The sequence below is a fragment of the Chitinophaga sp. SYP-B3965 genome, assembly GCF_009647655.1.
In the GTDB taxonomy this organism is placed as follows: Bacteria; Bacteroidota; Bacteroidia; order Chitinophagales; family Chitinophagaceae; genus Chitinophaga.
In genome coordinates this window covers 632426-652424 of sequence record NZ_WJFD01000003.1, presented here as the reverse complement: position 1 = coordinate 652424, position 19999 = coordinate 632426, and the positions used below count along the sequence as shown (strand labels likewise).

The window sequence follows — 19999 nt, the reverse complement described above, 5'->3', positions numbered from 1 at the left end:
ATGCCACAAAAGGCTGCTGCGCAGGCGGACACCATACCGGCGCAGGGCAAAAGGTGGTTCAAGAAATTCAATACTTATGTCGACTCTCTGAAGAGCAGGCGTTACCGGGATTCTGTACTTTTTAAGCTCTCCCGGCACAATGACCCACCGCCTTCTACAGATGATAGCAGTATGATCAGGAGTGAACAGGGATTTCTGCCCCATGGCGGCAGAACGATTCGTCATATCTATTACCGCCGGGTGAAAGTATTCGGTCCCCGGAATATCAACGATACCACTTTCACCACTTCCATGAAGTTGATCCACCTGGCCAACCGCCTCCATTTTGATTCGGAAGAATGGCTGATCAAACAAAACCTCTTTTTCCGGGAAAAGGATACGGTGAATGCATACGAGTTCGCAGATAATGAAAGGTATCTCCGTAACAGGCCCTTTATCCAGGATGCCCGGATCCTCATGGTGGAAACGGCTTATATGGATTCTGTGGATGTAATGGTGGTGACCAAGGATGTATTCGAATATGGGCTGGACCTCCGGGAAGCCAGTGCCAATGCCGTCGCAGCCAAAATTTTTAATAATAACCTGTTTGGGGCAGGGCAGGGATTACAGTTCGGATTCCGATGGAATAATGCGTACAGCCGGCCCTGGGGCACGGAAGCGAGATATACAAAATACAATATATTAGGAACCTTCCTGGATGCGGCAGTTGGCTACAGCAGCCTGAATACGCAATTGCCGCTGGACAGTAACGTGTACGAAGGATCTTATTACCTGCAGGTAGAGCGGCCTTTGTATCGGAACTCAGCAAAGTTTGCAGGAGGATTCACGCTCTCCCGGAATTATTCCATCAATATTTATGGCCAGCCGGATAGCATCTTCAGGGATTATGCCTATAAAGTACTGGATATCTGGACGGGTTATAGTTTCTTAAACCGTTTCCGGAATGATGGGCGTTCTTATAACAGACCCAACCTGGCTATACTGGGGAGGTATTTCAACCTGAAGTTTGATAAAAATCCCTCGCAACCTACCTTCATAAAAGATCCCATTTATAACGACCGGCACTACTACCTGGGCCAGTTGCTGCTTTTTAAACAGGATTACTTCAAAACCCATCAGTTCTTTGGCTTTGGCCGAACCGAGGATATTCCCTACGGTTACAGGATGGGCTTGTCCGCAGGCTGGGAGAACTGGATGGACAGGAAACGTTTCTACACAGGGCTGGAAGGAGAAAAGTACTGGCATACAAGATTGAATGGTTTGTTGAGTATTGGCGCCGGTATCAGTAGTTTCTGGCAGCGGAATATTTCTGAAGATATGGTGATCAGTGCCAAGGCAGCTTATTACAGTCGCCTGATGCGTTTTTGGAAGGGGGCTTTCCGGCTGTTCGTGAATATTGATTACCTCGGCAATCCTAACAATTATTTCTATAAACCACTGGATATAAATATGGAGCGCGGTATCTGGGGATACCGGGATACCAAAATCAGTGGTTTTCATCGTATCAACCTGCGTTCCGAGGGAGTGTATTACAGTCCCTGGAAAGTGTATGGCTTCAAGTTTAATTTCTTTGCATCAGTACAGGCTTCCCAGGTGTCCTACAAGGAAAACTATTTACTGGAAAACCCGGTGTACACAGGATACGGGCTGGGAGTAAGGATCAGGAACGAAAACCTGCCATTGAATACCTTCAAACTGGGGGCTTACTATTTCCCGGATGCCCCTCCCGGTCAGCGTAATGTGTATTTTGAGGTCACTACCGTAGTGGATCTCCGTTTCGATATATTTGCCATGAGGGCCCCTTCTTTCCTTCAGTTCCGTTAAGCTTATTGTGATTTCTGCGTTAGGTTTATTAATTTGACCGGACGAAACCGTCTACTCTATACAATTAAAATTTATTCATCATCATGCCACGTTTTCTATCAACGTTCCTTTTAGTATGCTGCTGCACCTGGGCTTCCGGTCAGATCCGCCTGCCTGCAGTGATTGCCAGCAATATGGTTTTGCAGAGAAATTCTACCGTACAGCTTTGGGGCTGGGCACATGCCGGTGAAAAGATCAGGGTACACACTTCCTGGAACAACAGCCTGGATTCAACGGTTACCACAAGTGATGCCAAATGGCGCATCAGTATTAAAACACCAGAAGCTGGTGGCCCTTACACGATCTCGTTACAAGGTAATAACCTGGTGAAACTGGAAAACGTGCTCATCGGTGAAGTATGGGTATGCAGCGGCCAGAGTAATATGGCCTGGAGTTCTTACCAGGGCTTGAAAGATGTTATAGCAGAATTTCCTACCTGTGCAGACAGTAAGATCCGCTTCTTCCAGATCCCTAATACAACAGCCGAATATCCACAGGATGATTGCAGCGCCAGCTGGGTGGCCTGTGATTCCAATACGCTGAAAGGGTTTAGTGCTGTCGGGTATTTCTTCGGAAAGAAATTACGGCAGGACCTGAATATTCCTATCGGGCTCATCAACACCAGCTGGGGTGGCACACCTGCAGAGGTTTGGACGCCTGCACCGGAAGTGGAAAATGATCCTGCGTTAAAAGAAGCGGCCACCAAACTTAAGCCAAGTAATAGCTGGCCAATCACACCCGGTTATACTTACAATGCTATGATAACCCCTATTACCAGCTTCAGCATCGCAGGAGCCATCTGGTACCAGGGAGAAAGTAATACCACCACCTCCGGTACTTACACTAAATTAATGGGTACCATGATCAGCGCGTGGCGCAAAGCATGGAAGAAAGAATTACCTTTTTATTTCGTACAGATAGCGCCGTATAATTATGGTAAGGGTAACATTATAGGTGCATTGCTGAGAGAAGCACAAACGGAAACCCTGAAATTCCCGCGTACAGGCATGGCTGTTATTACAGACCTCGTAGCAGATACCGGAAATATCCATCCCAGTAACAAACATGATGTAGGACTTCGTCTCGCTAACTGGGCACTGAGTGATACCTACGGCAAAACAGGCATTGCCTATAAAAGTCCGCAGTTCAACCAGATGGAAAAGAAGGATAACAAGATCATCCTTCACTTTGACAATGCAGAAGACGGCCTGGTGCTGAAAGGTAAAAAAGCAGAACAGTTCTTTATTGCCGGTGCAGACCATCAGTTCGTACCTGCGGATGTAACGATAAAAGGCAATACGGTAACCGTATCCGCTAAAACGGTGAAGGAACCGGAAGCAGTGCGTTTTGCTTTTACCAACACAGCTATCGGTAACATCTTCAACAAAGCAGGTTTACCGGTGAATCCATTCCGTACTGATAATTGGGAAGAAAAGTAATTGATATGAAGTATATGATCCTGGCAAGCTGTTCGTTGCTGATAGCACTCAACGGTTTTGCACAAACAAAGAAAAGACCTAACATCATTATGATCATGTCTGATGATCACGCGCAGAATGCCATCAGTACTTTCCACAAAGGGCTGACGGAAACGCCGAACATAGACAGGATTGGAAAAGAAGGACTGGTCTTTAAGCGAAGCTATTGCACCAACTCTATTTGTGCGCCCAGCCGTGCAGTGATCATCACCGGTAAATTTTCTCATCTGAACGGGCACATTGATAACACGGTGCGGTTCGACAGTTCGCAGCAAACCTTTCCGAAGTTATTGCAACAGGCCGGCTACCAGACTGCGCTCGTAGGAAAGTGGCACCTGATCAGCAATCCCACCGGTTTCAATTATTGGACGGTAGTACCCGGCCAGGGTCAGTATTACAATCCTGATTTCATCAAGATGGATGGGAAGAGAGAACGGGTGGAAGGATATGCTACCAACATCATTACCGATAAAGCCTTGAACTGGCTGGACGGCCGTGATACTTCACAACCTTTCTGCCTGTTATTATATAATAAAGCGCCACACCGCAACTGGATGCCGGATACCGCAGACTTTGATAAGTTCCGCGGCCGCAAATATCCTTTGCCTCCTAATTTTTATGATAACTACGAAGGCCGCACTGCTGCCGGCTTACAGGAAATGACTATTGCCAATCATATGCACCTGGCCTCTGACCTGAAAGTAGATACCAGCAGTGATCCTAACCGGCCATGGCAACAAAAAGTATCCGGCACAGAAAGGATGAATGCAAAGCAGAAAGCAGCATGGGATAGAGAATATGATCCCATCACCGCAGCATTCAAAAAAGATAAACTCAGCGGTAAAGCACTGGCAGAATGGAAATACCAGCGTTACATGGAAGATTACATGCGTTGCATCGCTTCTGTAGACCGTAATGTTGGCCGTGTGCTGGATTACCTGGAGCAGCATGGCCTGGCAGAAAATACGATCGTCATTTATACTTCAGATCAGGGATTTTATATGGGCGAACATGGCTGGTTTGATAAACGTTTTATGTATGAGGAATCATTAGTGATGCCCATGGTAATGCGTTATCCCGCCGGTATTAAAAAGAAAGGAGAAGTAAATGAAATGGTGCAGAACATTGATTATGCACCTACTTTCCTGGAATACGCCGGTGTGAAAATTCCCGCCGATCTGCAGGGCAAGTCGATGAAGCCTTTAATGGAAGGGAAGAAAATAGCCTGGAGAGATGCGATCTATTATCACTATTATGAATTCCCCGGAGAACATAAAGTACGCAGGCATTACGGTGTACGCACTGATCGCTATAAGCTCATGCATTTTTACAACGATATCGATAAGTGGGAGTTGTATGATCTGCAAAAGGATCCCTCTGAAATGAAGAATGTGTATGGGGATCCGGCGTATGCGGGGATTGCGAAGGAGTTGCATCAGAAGTTGGATGCACTGAGAAAGCAGTATAAGGATGATTCGAAATAAAAGGAACCCTCCTAATAATGGAACACCCCCAAAAGCCTGAACTTTTGGGGGTGTTTTTCTTTAATAAAGTAGTCTTTTGGGGGTGTTTTTTTTAAATAAGTAATTCCCTCAACAGACGAGGGCGCATTTTTTTTCTTTAATAAAATAATATCCGCAACAGATCCTCTCTTAGTAAAGTAATTTCCTCAACAGATCCGGCTGCACAATACGGATCCGCGTTCCCTGCATCTCAATCAGTTTCTCTGATTTAAAATCACTCAGCGTACGGATCAGCGATTCAGTGGCAGTACCCACAAACCGCGCAATATCATCACGGGATAATTCTATCAGCGCATCCGGCTGCTGCTCTAAATGCAGTTTGTCGTGGATGGCTAAAAGCCCGTTGGCTACACGTTTCCGGAGAGAATCGTAAGCCAGTTGCAGTAAGCGGTCTTCTTTTTCTTTTACTTCCATGGCAATACGTTTAATGAACGTACGTGCCACACTGATATCATTCAGCAGTTGCTCCAGGAATACTTCTTTCGGTATTTGCACGAGTTCCGTATGGTCCAGGGCTTCCGCATTTTCTTCGTATGGTTTGTCTTCCAGCAAAGGAACATAGCCAAAGTAATCTCCCTGGCTGAAGAGATTGGTGATGTACTCTTTCCCGTCGTCGTTCAAACGGTAGGCTTTTACTTTTCCGCTTTTCACATAATAGAGGAACTGCGGATGTTTGCCTTCTCTGTAAACAGGTTGTTTCTTCGTGTACTGCGCAACATCGTAGGCATCCATTTCCAGGTGTAATAAACCGGAAGCCTGCCAGTCCTGCAACAGGGTACCAATAGATTGTGTATGCGCTGCCGCGAATTTCTCCTGCAGGAATTGCTGTTTCTTCAGCCTTGTTTCCACCGCGTTCAGTAATTCCACATCTTCAAAAGGTTTGGTGATATAATCATCCGCACCCATTTCCATACCTCTTCTGAAATCACTCCTGTCTGTTTTCGCCGTGAGGAAGATGAAAGGAATGTGTTCCGTTTCCGGGTATTTACGCAGCATATGCAACACACCATAACCATCCAGCTCCGGCATCATAATATCGCAGACGATCAGGTTGGGAAGATGTTCTTTAGCCAGTTCTATGGCCTGTTTGCCATTCTCTGCTTCAATGGCTTTGTATCCCGCAAGCGTAAGTATTTCCGCTACATTTTCGCGTATGCCGGGATGATCGTCTACTACCAGGATGGTGGCTGTCATTGTACTTGCAGATTTGGAAAGTTAATTAATATCGTAGTGCCTTTGCCCAGTTCGCTTTCTACGCTGATGTTGCCATGCAGCATGTCCACATACCTTTTTACAATATGGAGGCCGAGGCCGGTACCTTGTATATTGGTCACATTGCGTGCGCGGAAGAAACTGGAAAAGAGATAAGTTTTATCTTCTTCAGGAATACCCATCCCCTGATCAGCTACAATAGCATGGATGTAACCGTTCTCTTCCCAGAGTTTCCAGCCAATGCTGGTTTCAGCAGGAGAGAACTTGGATGCGTTGGTGAGCAGGTTCACGAAAATATGTTTCAGTAATCGTTTGTCTGATCTCACCTGCAGGTCCGGCTGCACATCAGGATGCAGGTGCTGCCCTGGTTTCAGTAGACCCTGCACTTCTTCCACCGTTTCCAGTGCAAAATTATAGAGGGAAATATTTTCAGGATGTGCATGGATCTTACCTTCTTCTATGCGGCCAAGAGAAAGGAAATCCTCCAGCAGTTCATTCAGGTGGATCACGGAATCCCTTATTTTCTGTACGTGTTTTTCCCTGCGTGGCTGATCATCAGATGTGGGATATTTCCCGATCAGGGCTGCTGAGGAGAGGATAGCACTTAAAGGTGTTCTGAATTCATGAGAGGCCATGGATACGAAGCGGGATTTGATCTCGCTCAGTTCTTTTTCCTTTTCCAGGGCATCCTTCAATTCCGCCTGAGAAGAGGCCAGATGGGAGAGGGCGAGTTCCAGGTTGGCTGTTCTCTTTTCTACTTCTTTTTCCAATGCCTGGTTCAGTTCCTGCATGGTACGGTAAAGACTTTTCAGGAACAATACCAGCAAAGTAGAGCTGATCACGAGGATCAGGGAGAAAAAGTGTTCAATGAAAACCTCTGCCAGCTTAGGATTCCTGTGAGGCAGGCAGGCAATCACCACCACCAGGATCGTACAGGCAATGCCCATGATCCTGGTGGGTGTATCTTTCTTTATAAATATCGTGAGGAGGATGGCCGTGATAAGACCACCGTCGAAAAAGTTATAATCAGGCCGCCATACCAGCAAACATGCTGTTACCAGCATGATAAAGATGGAAATAACTAATGTTTGCCGCTGACCGAAATGAAACATGGTTGTTTATTTATCAGGGGCAAAGATAGCACATCCCTCTTTTATTGTACCTGATAAACGCCAGACCGGATCGTAGTGAATGTAACCACTTCCGCTTTATTCCCTGCCTGTGCCAATACGCCGCCTTTTGCATTGCGTACTGTTTTCCCGGCTGGTAATAATAACCGGCAGGTACCGCCTTTTGGGGAAATGATCCTTGCCGTGGTGAGTGCTCCTTTTTTCCAGTCCATATCGATGATAAATGCACCGCGGGCATGCATTCCTTTCACCCTGCCGCTTTGCCAGTCTGCATCTGTTGGCAGGGCTGGCAGCATACGGATGGTCTGATCATCTCCATGACTTTGCAGCAGCATTTCTCCTATGCCGGATGTACCACCGAAATTACCATCTATCTGAAATGGAGGATGTGCGCTGAAAAGATTAGGGTAAGATCCGCCGCCAACAGGCTTTACGGGATCCACCGGGCGAAGCAGTTTATGTATAAGCACCAGTGCATGATCGCCATCACCCAGTCTTGCCCAGAAATTGATCTTCCAGGCTAAAGACCAGCCGGTACCATCATCACCCCGCTGACGAAGTGTTTCCCGTACTGCGGTAGTTAATTCAGGTGTAGCCCATGGCGTGATCTCATCATAAGGATGAAGTGCATACAGGTGGCTGATATGACGGTGATGCGGTTCTCCGTCTTTCCAGTCATCCAGCCATTCGTTAAGATCACCCGCAGCACCGATCTGGTTAGGGGCCAGCTGTTTGCGTACCTCCTTAAGTTCAGTTGCCCAGGCTGCATCTGTTTTTAATATACCGGCAGCTTCAATGCAGGCGCCGAATAATTCACGGCAGATCTGCATATCTATTGCAGGGCCCATTACAGTATTGGCACGTGTGCCATCCGGCATGATATAACTATGCTCCGGTGAATTGGAAGGAGCTGTTACCAGCCAGCCATGTTTAGGTTCTTTGATAAGGATGGCCCGTAAGAAACTGGCTGCACCTTTCATCACCGGGTAATATTGACGAAGGAATGCGGTATCTTTTGTATAACGGAAATGTTCCCACAGGTGCTCACATAACCACGCGCCGCCGGTAAGTGTAGAACCCCAGTCTGCACCTTCTCCGGGAGATGTAAAGCCCCATGGGTTAGTGATCACATGTGCTACCCATCCTGGTGCATTGTAATAAGCTTTAGCTGTTTTAGTACCTGTTTTTACCAGTCCTTTTGTATAGTGGTGCACAGGCTCCGCGAGATCCGCCAGACCGGTCATCGGTGCCAGCCAGTAATTCATCTGGAGGTTGATATTGATGTGATAATCTCCATTCCAGGGTGTTTGATATTCCGGTGCCCAAAGCCCTTGCAAGTTGGCAGGTAGGCCACCAGGGCGGGAAGAACTGATCAGCAGATATCGGCCATAATTAAAATACAGCACGGGTAATTGCGGATCCGGTTGTTGTTCAAAATAACGGGCCAGTCTTTCCGGTGTGCTGAGTGTATCTGAAATATTTCCGTCAAGATAAAAGCGGTTACGGTTAAAGTATTGTGCGTAACGTTTTACATGGTCACTCATCAATGGGCCATATTGTTTGGCAGCAGCAGATTGCAGAGTGTTGAGCACACCGGGTAAAGGATCTGCTTTGGGCTTCGTGTAATCCGCTACATTATAATCTGTAGCGGCGCTGAACAGTAAAAGACATTCATCTGCATTTTCGATCTGTATATTTTTATCTGTAGTAGTTTTTGTACCGCCACTGGTTTTTACCTGTAACGCAGAAGCATAATGCATACCGGGCTTATCACCATTCGGCAGTTGTCCCTGCATGATGATGTGATCCTTCTGAACAGTTACGGATGCAAATTCCTTCCGGCTGAGTGAGGCCGACAAAGAGATCATTCCTTTCCGGGAAGCGCTGATCTTAATGGCCAGGATATTTGCGGGGATGCTGATCCAGGCTTCCTGTTTATAGGTAACGCCGTCCTTTTGCCAGGTGGTAGTGGCTACTGCTTTTTCCAGATCGAGGGTTCGCTGGTAATTGGTCCAGGAGGCGAGGCTGTCTTTCCAGAGCAGTTGAAGATCTCCCAGTACCTGGTATGCCCCAAAAGGTTTTTTGGCACCACTGCCGCGTCCTGATCCTTCTCCTTTACAAACAAAATATTGTTGCAGCAGTTCCTGTGCTTCCCGGTTGCGGCCATGCAACAGGTATTCCTGTATCCTGGGGAGTATACGGTAGGCCGTATCATTATCCGCATCCTGCACGCCGCCGGACCAGAGAGAAATTTCATTCAGGGTGATCCTGTCATTTCCGGGATGGCCTGTTATCAATGCACCGATCTTACCATTGCCCAATGGCAGGGCTTCCTGGTAATGAGCAGCAGGCGCTTTAAAACGAAGGGAAACATCCTGTTTCTGGGCAGACGCGGAAATGGATAGGGCCAGGAGGCCAGTTAGTAGTAGCACGTGGTTCATAATAATAAATGTAACTGCTAAATGCCTAATTATAAAGCCTTAGGTAAAGTAGACCGATAAATTGAGAATATTCCATTATTGAACTTTCCTCGGGGGGAATCGTTAAATTGTATGGCTTTTATAAATCCCACGGTGAATATGCGATTGACCAACCAATGCCGGCAGGCAATTTGTTACCTCTGTACAATGGCTTTATGCGGAGCCTGTACGATCATTTCCAAAGATCCTGTATCAGTGGATTACGAGATGCTGCCCGACTATCACTTTTATGCTCCCTGTGGCCAGGCACGCATTTGCGGGGATCTGGAAAAGGGAGGGTACTACCTGGTATATGTGCTCACAGACAGTCTGGATATAAGCAATTGTGTGGAGACTATAACGGGAAAAGATACATTACCCATGCGTTTTGGAAAGGATTTCCTGATAACCATGGCAGTGCATAATGAGGAAAAGGACTGGTTCTTTCATTTCGAGCATATGGAGGTGGTGGACAGTATGCTGCATATTCACCTCAAAGCCAGTCACCGGAACGATACTACCGTCAGTACCCCTTCGTATAAGCTGTCCGACAACTACGTGTGGAAGATCAATGGGCAGGAAACCAAACTGATCAAGCTGTATATCAACAATACCAACTACGCTTATGTTCCCGGCCCGCAATGGAGCGAGGCGCCTATCAATTGGGAGCATGCACACTGGCGGGAATCGCCCTCGCATTAAAACTTTCCTTACGCTTTTTCAAAAAAATGTGCAGGTGACTAAAGAGAGACCTGCAGGCATATTCGCATCATAGATTGATCATCTAATCTAAACCGCGTTATGAAAAAGCCTCTTTATTGCTTCAGACGGCTTGTCGGAAACGGGTCTTTAAAAAAGCAATCTATGAATGGAAACAAGGCAGGTAACTTAACAGAAACCCGCATGTCCCATACCGGTAACAGCATGGGATGCAGCAATTGAGTATTGCGATACTCTTTGGGGGCATCACTGATGGATGGTTGGTAGTTCATTTAATATCTTTTGCAGCAGCATATAGTAGTGGTTGACGACTTCGTTGTACGCATAAAAATTCCGAGCAACAAAGTAGGTCACTGCAAAAAATGATGGAGTTAAAAAGTTGTTAAGCAGTTAGGCAATCATGTAGTTTAAGCATTTCACATACATGTATGCGCCATGATCATCAGGCACAGGATTGCCGCAGGCGAAGCGCCTGCAATACTTTTGGTGAACTTGATGCTGAAGCCACCTTTTTCACCGTAATAATAACTTTCCTTATACCTATCATATTCTATAGGCGCACCGAGATCTTTCATGAGTTTAAGGAACTCATATAATGTTCGCTCGGAGATACGTAAACGCTTTGCTAACTGCGCAGGCTTACCTGTACCTTTAATGCGAATAAGATAGTCTATTGTCTGTAGTCTTTCAAAATAGCGCTTGGGCATTGGATCAACAGGGGGTTTAAAAGCTAAATTGGAATTCGGGTTTCAACGAAATATACTGTATGCACTCAGGAAGTTAAAAGCATTCACTGTAGTTGCTGCACCCCAAGTGCAGATAAGTGTATCTCCATGTCTAGGTTTATTACGGACTATTCCTGAGTCTTGTTAACTGTGTCTTATTATGGCTCAATGTTGAATCTAAGGTAGCAAACCGCACTGCAATAATATCTCAGTTAGTATATTTATTCACCAGCTCAGAAAGCCGGCTAGTTGGGTTCAGGCACAAAAAAAACGACTGCTATCTATGGGGAAAATAGACGGCAGTCGTCATAATGAATAGTTAACTTGGAACGTAAAAAACTTATGGATGTATGATATAATGTCATTGATATATTCAGATACAATGTTACAAGTATATAAGATTTGTAAATGTTAATGCCATGTTAAAGAATTGTCATATTTTTTAAGTGTTAACACCCAGAGAAATTGGGGCATAACCCAGCAAAACTATCTTTTTCAGATCTTTTATAGCCCTTTTTCAACTAAGCATACAACTACCTGGAATACCTGTTTTCTGCTCATTGACCTGAGGAGTCAATGCGTTCAAAAATGTACAGGGACCGGATTCTTAAAAATCTTTGTAATTCAATACTGTATTATATTACAAGCTAACAGAAAACAGCTGTCAAATGCAGAAGCAAATGACAGCCGTTCACCTGAAGTTAAATCGGAGCACTAATTACTTAGCGCGAATAAAAACGCAAAAAAATAAGCTTTTATAAGCGTTAATTTCGAAGGACAATTTTACGTGGATTATACTTGCCTAAATGTTAATCAGTTGTTAACGAGTTGTTAATAAGAAGTGGTTGAAGGAAATAACAGGTGGTAATTCAGCAACACACTCTGGCAAAATGCTATGAGCCTGGGCCATATCCTTACATTACCTTGTTAATATTTAAAACTTATACGAGATGAAACGTAACACCATCCTACTCTTTCTTGCCACGTTACTCACATTGAACAGCTTTGCCCAGGAGAAAAAACTCTTTTCGGAAACACCTGAACAAAAAGAAAAACGACTCGCCTGGTGGACCAACGACCGCTTCGGTATGTTCATTCACTGGGGATTGTATGCACTGCCCGCCCGCCACGAATGGGTAAAGAACAGGGAGCGGATCTCAGACTCCGCTTACCAGAAGTACTTTGACAACTTCAATCCGGACCTGTATAACCCCCGCGAATGGGCCAAAATGGCCAAAGCAGCCGGCATGAAATATGCCGTGATCACCACCAAACACCATGAAGGCTTCTGCCTCTTCGATTCTAAATTCACGGATTATAAAGCCACAAATACTCCCATCAAAAAAGATCTGATCAAGGAGTACGTAGAAGCTTTCCGCGCAGAAGGGATCAAGATCGGATTTTACTATTCTCTGATCGACTGGCACCATCCTGATTTTACGATAGATGGTACCCATTCCGCGCGTCCCAATAACGATGCGGATTATGAACAATTGAACAAGAACCGGGACATGGCTAAATATCGCACCTACCTCCATAACCAGGTAAGGGAGCTACTCACCAATTATGGTAAGATCGATATCCTCTGGCTGGATTTCTCTTATCCCGGCAAACGTGGTAAAGACCATAACGACTGGGATTCTGAGAACCTTATTAAAATGGTGCGCAAACTACAACCCGGCATTATTGTAAATGACCGCCTGGATTTGAAAGAATATAGTGACGGAGGAGATTTTGTAACACCTGAACAATATAAGGTAGCAGCATGGCCTACTGAAAACGGTAAACGCGTTCCCTGGGAAACCTGTCAGACCTTCTCTGGTTCATGGGGATATTACAGGGATGAAAACACCTGGAAAGATGTAAAACAATTACTGGTATTACTGATAGAATCTGTAAGTAAAGGTGGTAACGTATTATTAAATGTTGGTCCTACCGCCCGTGGTAAAATTGATAACCGCGCACAAACTGCACTGAAAGGAATGGGAGAGTGGATGGAACTGAACAGCCGTGCTATTTATGGCTGCACACAAGCCCCGGATAAATATGCCCGTCCTGATAATTGCCTGCTTACTTACAATCCCACCACCAAAAGGTTATATGTGCATTTGCTGGATTATCCTTTGCAGAACTTCACGCTGCCCGGTTATAAGGGCAAGATCAAATATGCACAGTTCCTGCATGATGGTTCTGAAATTCGTTTTTCCGCACCATCAGGATATGGTTACAGAACAGGCGGCCCCGGAGAAAATGACCTGAACCTCAGCCTGCCTGTTATAAAACCAGGCGTTGAGATCCCCGTTATTGAATTGATATTGGCAGACTAATATTTTTGTATCTTGAAAGGGCTGCGGTATCATAACATACCGCAGCCCTTTTGTATGATAAATAAGATCCTCACCGCCGTACTCTGCTTAGCTACCACATCCAGTTTTATTCCGCCGAAGCCGGAGCAAAAAGAGAATAAACCCAATGTGATCATCATTTTTATGGATGACATGGGATATGGCGATCCTGCCAGTTATGGCGGCGGGCCTTATAAAACACCTAACCTGGACAGGATGGCGGCGCAGGGAATGCGCTTTACACATTTCTATGCAGCGCAGGCTGTATGTTCTGCATCCCGCGCAGGATTACTGACAGGATGTTATCCTAATCGCATTGGCATTCACGGAGCTTTATCACCCACTTCGCCCATAGCGTTAAACAGTGAGGAAGAAACCATAGCTGAATTATTGAAGGGCAGGGGATATAAAACAGGCATGGTCGGTAAATGGCACCTGGGCAGCAAGCAGCCTTTCCTGCCTTTGCAAAATGGTTTTGATGAATACCTGGGCTTGCCCTATTCTAATGATATGTGGCCGGTACATTATGATGGGAAACCATATACAGATACAACTAACAGCCGTAGTAAATATCCTCCCTTACCTTTAATAGAAGGAAACAACACGATCCGCATCATCAAAACACTGGAAGATCAATCTGAATTAACTTCCCTCTATACACAACGTGCCTGCAAGTTCATCCGCGAAAATAAGAAAGGTCCTTTCTTCCTTTACTTCGCACACAGCATGCCACATGTACCAATTGCTGTATCTAAACCATTTCGCAATAAAAGCGGCGCAGGCCTCTTTGGAGACCTGATGGAAGAACTGGATGCTTCTATTGGAGAAGTGATGCGCACACTGGAAGAACAAGGTCTTACAAAAAATACGCTGGTTGTATTCACCAGTGATAACGGCCCCTGGCTCAATTATGGCAATCATGCCGGTAACACAGGAGGATTAAGAGAAGGAAAAGGATCCAGCTGGGAAGGTGGCCAGAGAGTGCCCTGCATTATGCGCTGGCCCGGAGAGATCCCCGCTGGCGTAGTAAGCGGCGAAGTGGCTTCGACCATAGACCTGCTGCCCACAGTAGCTACTATCTGCGGCGCAAAATTACCGGCTAAAAAAATAGACGGTGTGAATATCCTCTCATTGTTACGCAATGAAAAAGGCGCACATCCAAGAGATCATTTTGTTTACTATTATGGCGTGAATAGCCTGGAAGGTATCCGTAAAGGAAAATACAAACTGGTGTTCCCGCATAAGGGTCGTACTTATAAAAATAACCTGCCCGGATATGACGGTTTTCCCGGTGCGCAACCCAACGTAGATGTTCCATTGGCGTTATATGATCTCAGCATAGATCCCGGTGAAACACTCGATGTAAAAGAACATTTTCCGGAAGTGGTAAAAGAGCTGGAAGCATTGGCAGATATGTATCGTAATGCTTTGGGAGATGAGCTGCGGAAAATGCCCGGCGCTGAGAGAAGAGAGCCCGGAAAGGTAGTTATCCGATCTGAAGGGAAATTCTAAATCCTCTCATTTACTCCGTTGTTGACTATAAGGATATTTATTCTTTCAGTCAATTTGTTGCAGAAGCTTAAATTGAATTCTAATAGTTGTTATTTTGGCTTGGAAAAGATTCTTCACCCCAATGATTCCTTTAAAACATAATAAGTTATTTTACTTTATAAGTTTCCTAATGAACCTAGTGAGTATAGTTTGCCCTGTCTAAATCTATTTACTGTCATATTAACAAAGAAGTTTGTTTATGGAAGAAAAAATACAACCGAGTCAATTTACTGATGATTTTAAGGAAGTTATAACTCAAGCACGAAGTAGTTCAATTCGTCTTGGGAATTCATTTATTGATAACACGCACTTTTTAATTGGAATGTGTGAGACAACGTCTCAAGCAAGAAAAATCCTTGAAAGAAAAAACATCGAAATTCAATCTCTAGTTGAGGAAATATCAAAAATACATAGACAGGAAAACCAACAACTGGAGCTACAATCATTACCACTTACAATAAAAGCTGAGCAAGCTGTTAGAGGAGCTGCTTTAGAAGCAAGGCAACTTAAAGTAAAAAGAATATCTAGTATCCACATGCTTCTTTCAATACTTAAGAATGCTGATGAGAAATTGTTGAAAATATTATTCGATTATCAATTAAGTTATGCTATTGTTTTAGAAGATTATTCAGAGAATTTGTTTGAATTTAGTGATGAGAATGATATTGAAAATGTAGATAAGAATCAGGATGGACCTATCTATTCATTTGATATTGAAAAGCTCATTCAGGTGAGCATGCGAGAAAATACAGAAGGTGTTTTAGGAGTATCTGAAGAATCTGCTGAAATCGCCAAACTATTAATCAATTTACATTATGAAAAAGGAATGATGTTTGGTCTTTTCGGTCAATGGGGTAGGGGAAAGACTTTTTTTTGGCAAAATATATGGAACAATGTGTCAAAGTATAAGAGTAAACCATTTTATAAAGTGGAATTTCATGCTTGGAAATACCAGGATACGCCGGCGACATGGGCATACCTTTACGAATGTTTAACTTCTGCATATTACAAAAAGCCTCAAAAAACTATCACATTTAGTTGGTTTTCATTTTTTTATAAATTGATATATTTAAATTTTAAAAGAAAAGGGATTGTTCCGTTTTTGAAATTTTTGATGATTCTATTGATAGGGATCTTTGTTCTTTACGTTAATTACTCTTTCATCAAAGTATCTACTACCGATCTAAAAGAAGCATTACTATGGCTAGGAGTGCCTTCTACAATATTAATCACAACATTTAGTTTGATTCAAATATTTAAAAAGACATTCAGTACGCATGCAAAAGATTTGTTTTTAAAATATGGAGAAAGACATAACTTGTCTCAACATCTAGGCTTGCAAGCTGAAATACAAAGCGAAATTCAAACATTATTAAAAGCATGGATACCAGAGAAAAGAATTGGTAAAAAACGACTCTTATTATTTATTGATGATATAGATAGATGTAATGAATCAAAGATTCTTCAGATTATTGATTCACTAAGAATAATGTTAGATGATTTAGAAATAGCAAAAAGGACAGTTGTGATAGCAGCAATAGATGAAAGGATACTTAAACTCGCTATTTCCCAAAAATACCTGGAATTGGTTAGCAATAATTTTACAGATGAAGCAGAAAAGAGTAGTTATCTGGAGTCTATTGTAAGAGAATATATGGATAAATTGTTTATTGGTGGGATTAAACTACGCATATTAAATAAAGAGGAAAGACGGGACCTCTTGCTTTCAATGGTAAAGGGGAAAATAAAAAAACAGGATAAAATTGATAAAGCTAAAAAGACGGAACAGAAGGCAAACGAGAACGCATTAGCAGATGATCATTTGAAAGGAAATAATGAACTAAATGAAGACTTACTCAATTACATACAAGAGACTATTACAACTGAACTTCAAGAAGAAACTAATCAGTATGAACTAGAATGGTTTGAGCTCGATTTATTAATTCGAACAGTCGAAGTCTGCAACCGCGCAACCCCTAGAAACATAAGAATTTTCTATTATAGATACCTCTTGGGTAAGCGTTATTTAGCATATTCTTTTCTTAAAGATAAGAAGATTTTTTCGCTGTGGAATTCACCTGCTAATGATAAATCCATATTTCCACTTCTCATAATGCATTTCAGTATAATTTCAAACCCAGAAAAAATAGAAATATTATCTAGGACTCAGTTGCATGGGAATTCGGAAACGGAAATTGAACTGTTTAGTTCAAAATATAGAGTTGATAATTATTTATTAGATGAAATTCTAAAAGTAATAGAGGTCATTGTGCCATATTGAATTGTAATTAACTCATAAATATGAAATGGTTTACTAAGTATTTAAAGGGAGAAAAGAGATCTGGTATATTTGTTCCAACAGAAAGTGGTTTTCAGGAGTTTAAAGGAGATATTGAGAACGAATCAATTAATGGAATTATTGAACACTTAGGTTACCATCGTACTCAAGTGCATGTCTTATTCGGAGACTATGAATCTAGGAAGATAATAAATATAATAGTCAAAATATTTACCAAAGAAATCGTATTCATAATGGCAGGAAATAGGTGCAATGCCATTACAACTAAAATGCTTGATTCATTTTGGAGCCAAGAGCAAGTATCAGAAATATACGACAGTTCAAATATTAGCACTATTCTTGATGAAGGGATTTTGGCTCGGGCCTTAGATATAGACTATTTGTCTCAGGTTTTGCAGATACCTGCCCCAGTTTCTGATGGAATGATTTACGTAAGCGACTTTGAACTGTATTTATTTTTCTTAGATGGGATATTAGTCAACTACAGTTCCTCGAATGGCTTAAATCAATGGGCTCAACGATGGAAGGAATTAAATATTGATTTGTTTAATAGCTATTTAAAAGTTGCTCAAAGCCATTGGGGTAATAATCCGAGAAAAATTTTGGATGAAATGAATTTTCAGGCAGATGCTTGGGCAAATACGCCCAATTCTTTTTCAAATGAATTTACTCATCTTCATCAACAAGAGTATAATACCATAAATTTCTTTATGCTATTAGTCTGTCATTATGGGAAGAGCATAACCTTAGATGAATTTTTGGAAATTAATCATGGGAGATACTGGCTCTCAAATGAGCTTAAAGGCAAAAATATGGGAGAAAGATACTTTGTTGTTGGGAATTTTGAATACGAATTTAGCCCCAATGGAGAATTACTAAACCATAGATTTTATCAATAGTCTTTTAGTTCTATTAGCACAATGATTACATTTTTGTACCAGTCAGTCAATAAGGAAACCTCATGAATTAAGCCATGAAGTGATAATTCCCCTATCTTTGAAGTACGCATGTATGCAACTTCATTCCACGACGATGCCGCCGAATGGCAGGCTTTCATAACCGGAAATCAGGCCTCCTGCGGAACCCTGTATGCCCGTTATGCACCACAGTTATATAACTATGGTTGCAAGTTGTATGCAGATCGTTCATTGATAGAGGATTGTATTCAACAGCTGTTTCTCTACCTGCTAACACACCGCAGTCATTTATCAGCCGTACAGAATGTAAAAGCATATTTGGTGAAGGCTTTCCGCCGTGATCTTTTACGTATGGCCACGGAAAACCGGAAACAACAGGAACTCCCCATAGAAGGTTTTGATATCACTGTTTCCCCTGAAACCCAACTTATCAGTGATGAAAGTACCCTGGCCCGCCGTCGTAAAGTAGCGGAAGAGATCAATGCGCTGCCACCCCGGATGAAGGAAGTACTGTTCCTGCGCTTTTATGAAAACCTTTCTTTTGAAGATATTGCTGCCATCATGAACATTCACCAGAAGTCCGTGTATAAGATGGTATACAAAGCTTTTGATAAACTCCGCCACCGCCTGATCGATTTCCCCTTATGGCTGGCAATGGGTTGGCTTCTCTGGAAATAAATATTTTTATGAAGAAGGGATAAAACCCGTCCTGTTCTCCTCTATACATATGGTCAAGTACAATCGCACCTTATGGAATGGAAAGATTATGCGGATTACCGGCAGGAGGATTTCCTGACAGACGATTATTTTTCGGAATGGGTTTTGAGACCCAATAAGGAGAATAATGCTTTCTGGGAAGAATGGCAACAGCTGTATCCTACACGCCAGCCCATTATCACAGAGGCCCGCAAGATCCTCCTCTCCCTGGAATATACCAGGGAAGAAATGCCTGTGGAAAGTTATGACCGGATCTGGAGTGTGATAGCAGAAGAGATGGAAACAACCACGCCTGTGAGAAAGAGAAGATGGCCCATGGCATTGGCAGCAGCCATGGCAACAGGCATTGTAGCAGTAGCTGCATTATGGTTGTTCCGGAGTAAAACAATTCCACCTGTTTATACCAGTCAGTTTGGAGAGAACAGAACGCTCATTTTGCCGGATAGTTCAAAAGTAATACTGGGCCCGCATTCCACGCTCCGTTTAGGAAGTTTCAAAGAGATCAGGGAAGTATGGCTGGAAGGTGAAGCTTATTTCAACGTACAGCATACAGCTGTTACCGCAGTACCATTTATTGTGCATGCCGGCTCGCTGGATATTGAAGTATTAGGCACCACATTTAATGTACAAAATTACACAGGCAATACACAGGTAGTACTGAGTTCAGGAAAAATAGCCCTGCGCAGGCAGAAAGAAAGACTGATTATGAAACCCGGCGATCTCGTAGAATATAAAGAGAAAGAAGAAAAATATATACGCCGAGAAGTACAGCCGGAACGGTATGCTTCCTGGGTAAAGGGTACGCTTGTGTTCGAAGATGCATCACTGGAAACAGTGGCCGCACAAGTGTATCATCAATTCGGGATCAGACTGGTTTTCAGGGATTCATCACTTGCAAAAGAAAAGTTCAGCGCAACGTTAACAACGGCAGACCAGGCAGTAGTACTTGCTGCCATCAAAGAAGCTTTCAGCCTGGAATTAACACCGGGAGCTGACAGCACGTATATTTTTACAAGGAAATAAAGACGACCAAAACAGGATTATTGTTACTCCGTAAACA

Annotated in this window: 14 protein-coding genes; 10 read left to right on the top strand and 4 right to left on the bottom strand. The window is 43.3% G+C overall.

All coding sequences use genetic code 11. The features are described from left to right. The 3 genes from GFS24_RS20375 (at window position 1) to GFS24_RS20365 (ending at window position 4825) form a co-directional block, all read left to right on the top strand. Window positions 1-1824: a hypothetical protein gene (locus GFS24_RS20375; RefSeq protein ID WP_153662635.1), complete on the top strand. Its 1824-nt coding sequence runs from the start codon at window positions 1-3 to the stop codon at window positions 1822-1824. A gap of 83 nt (window positions 1825-1907) precedes the next feature. Further along, window positions 1908-3302 (top strand): sialate O-acetylesterase, encoded by a 1395-nt coding sequence (locus GFS24_RS20370; protein WP_153662633.1) that lies wholly within the window; start codon window positions 1908-1910, stop codon window positions 3300-3302. A gap of 5 nt (window positions 3303-3307) precedes the next feature. Beyond that, window positions 3308-4825, top strand: coding sequence for a sulfatase (locus tag GFS24_RS20365; RefSeq protein WP_153662631.1), 1518 nt, complete (start codon window positions 3308-3310; stop codon window positions 4823-4825). A 168-nt stretch (window positions 4826-4993) separates the two neighbouring features. On the opposite strand, the gene GFS24_RS20360 is transcribed toward GFS24_RS20365, so the two are convergent. Genes GFS24_RS20360 through GFS24_RS20350 form a run of 3 tightly spaced genes read right to left on the bottom strand, consistent with a single transcriptional unit; the run spans window position 4994 to window position 9647 of the window. After that, a complete protein-coding gene (locus GFS24_RS20360; protein WP_153662629.1) occupies window positions 4994-6058 on the bottom strand; it encodes a response regulator in 1065 nt (354 codons plus the stop codon). Next, a complete protein-coding gene (locus GFS24_RS20355; protein ID WP_153662627.1) occupies window positions 6055-7188 on the bottom strand; it encodes a sensor histidine kinase KdpD in 1134 nt (377 codons plus the stop codon). The genes GFS24_RS20360 and GFS24_RS20355 overlap by 4 nt, the downstream gene beginning before the upstream one ends. A 41-nt stretch (window positions 7189-7229) precedes the next feature. Then, the gene (locus GFS24_RS20350) at window positions 7230-9647 is read right to left on the bottom strand and encodes a glycoside hydrolase N-terminal domain-containing protein (protein WP_153662625.1); all 2418 of its coding nucleotides are present in this window, start codon (window positions 9645-9647) and stop codon (window positions 7230-7232) included. Window positions 9648-9785: 138 nt separating this feature from the next. Between GFS24_RS20350 and GFS24_RS20345 the strand changes: the two genes are divergently transcribed. Beyond that, entirely contained in the window at window positions 9786-10367 is a 582-nt protein-coding gene (locus GFS24_RS20345) for a hypothetical protein (protein ID WP_153662623.1), read from the top strand. Window positions 10368-10801: 434 nt separating this feature from the next. On the opposite strand, the gene GFS24_RS20340 is transcribed toward GFS24_RS20345, so the two are convergent. After that, window positions 10802-11092 (bottom strand): HTH domain-containing protein, encoded by a 291-nt coding sequence (locus tag GFS24_RS20340; protein WP_153662621.1) that lies wholly within the window; start codon window positions 11090-11092, stop codon window positions 10802-10804. Window positions 11093-12060: 968 nt separating this feature from the next. Here GFS24_RS20340 and GFS24_RS20335 point away from each other — a divergent pair. The 6 genes from GFS24_RS20335 (at window position 12061) to GFS24_RS20310 (ending at window position 19962) form a co-directional block, all read left to right on the top strand. Next, on the top strand, window positions 12061-13437 hold the full coding sequence (locus tag GFS24_RS20335) for an alpha-L-fucosidase (protein WP_153662619.1): 1377 nt from the start codon (window positions 12061-12063) through the stop codon (window positions 13435-13437). Window positions 13438-13491: 54 nt separating this feature from the next. Further along, on the top strand, window positions 13492-14967 hold the full coding sequence (locus GFS24_RS20330; protein ID WP_153662617.1) for a sulfatase: 1476 nt from the start codon (window positions 13492-13494) through the stop codon (window positions 14965-14967). 238 nt (window positions 14968-15205) lie between these two features. Continuing rightward, on the top strand, window positions 15206-17287 hold the full coding sequence (locus GFS24_RS20325; RefSeq protein WP_153662615.1) for a P-loop NTPase fold protein: 2082 nt from the start codon (window positions 15206-15208) through the stop codon (window positions 17285-17287). Window positions 17288-17307: 20 nt separating this feature from the next. Continuing rightward, on the top strand, window positions 17308-18204 hold the full coding sequence (locus GFS24_RS20320; protein ID WP_153662613.1) for a hypothetical protein: 897 nt from the start codon (window positions 17308-17310) through the stop codon (window positions 18202-18204). Between the two features lie 108 nt (window positions 18205-18312). Beyond that, window positions 18313-18900 (top strand): RNA polymerase sigma factor, encoded by a 588-nt coding sequence (locus GFS24_RS20315; RefSeq protein WP_153662611.1) that lies wholly within the window; start codon window positions 18313-18315, stop codon window positions 18898-18900. 72 nt (window positions 18901-18972) lie between these two features. Next, the gene (locus GFS24_RS20310; protein ID WP_153662609.1) at window positions 18973-19962 is read left to right on the top strand and encodes a FecR family protein; all 990 of its coding nucleotides are present in this window, start codon (window positions 18973-18975) and stop codon (window positions 19960-19962) included. The last annotated feature ends 37 nt before the right edge of the window (window positions 19963-19999 follow it).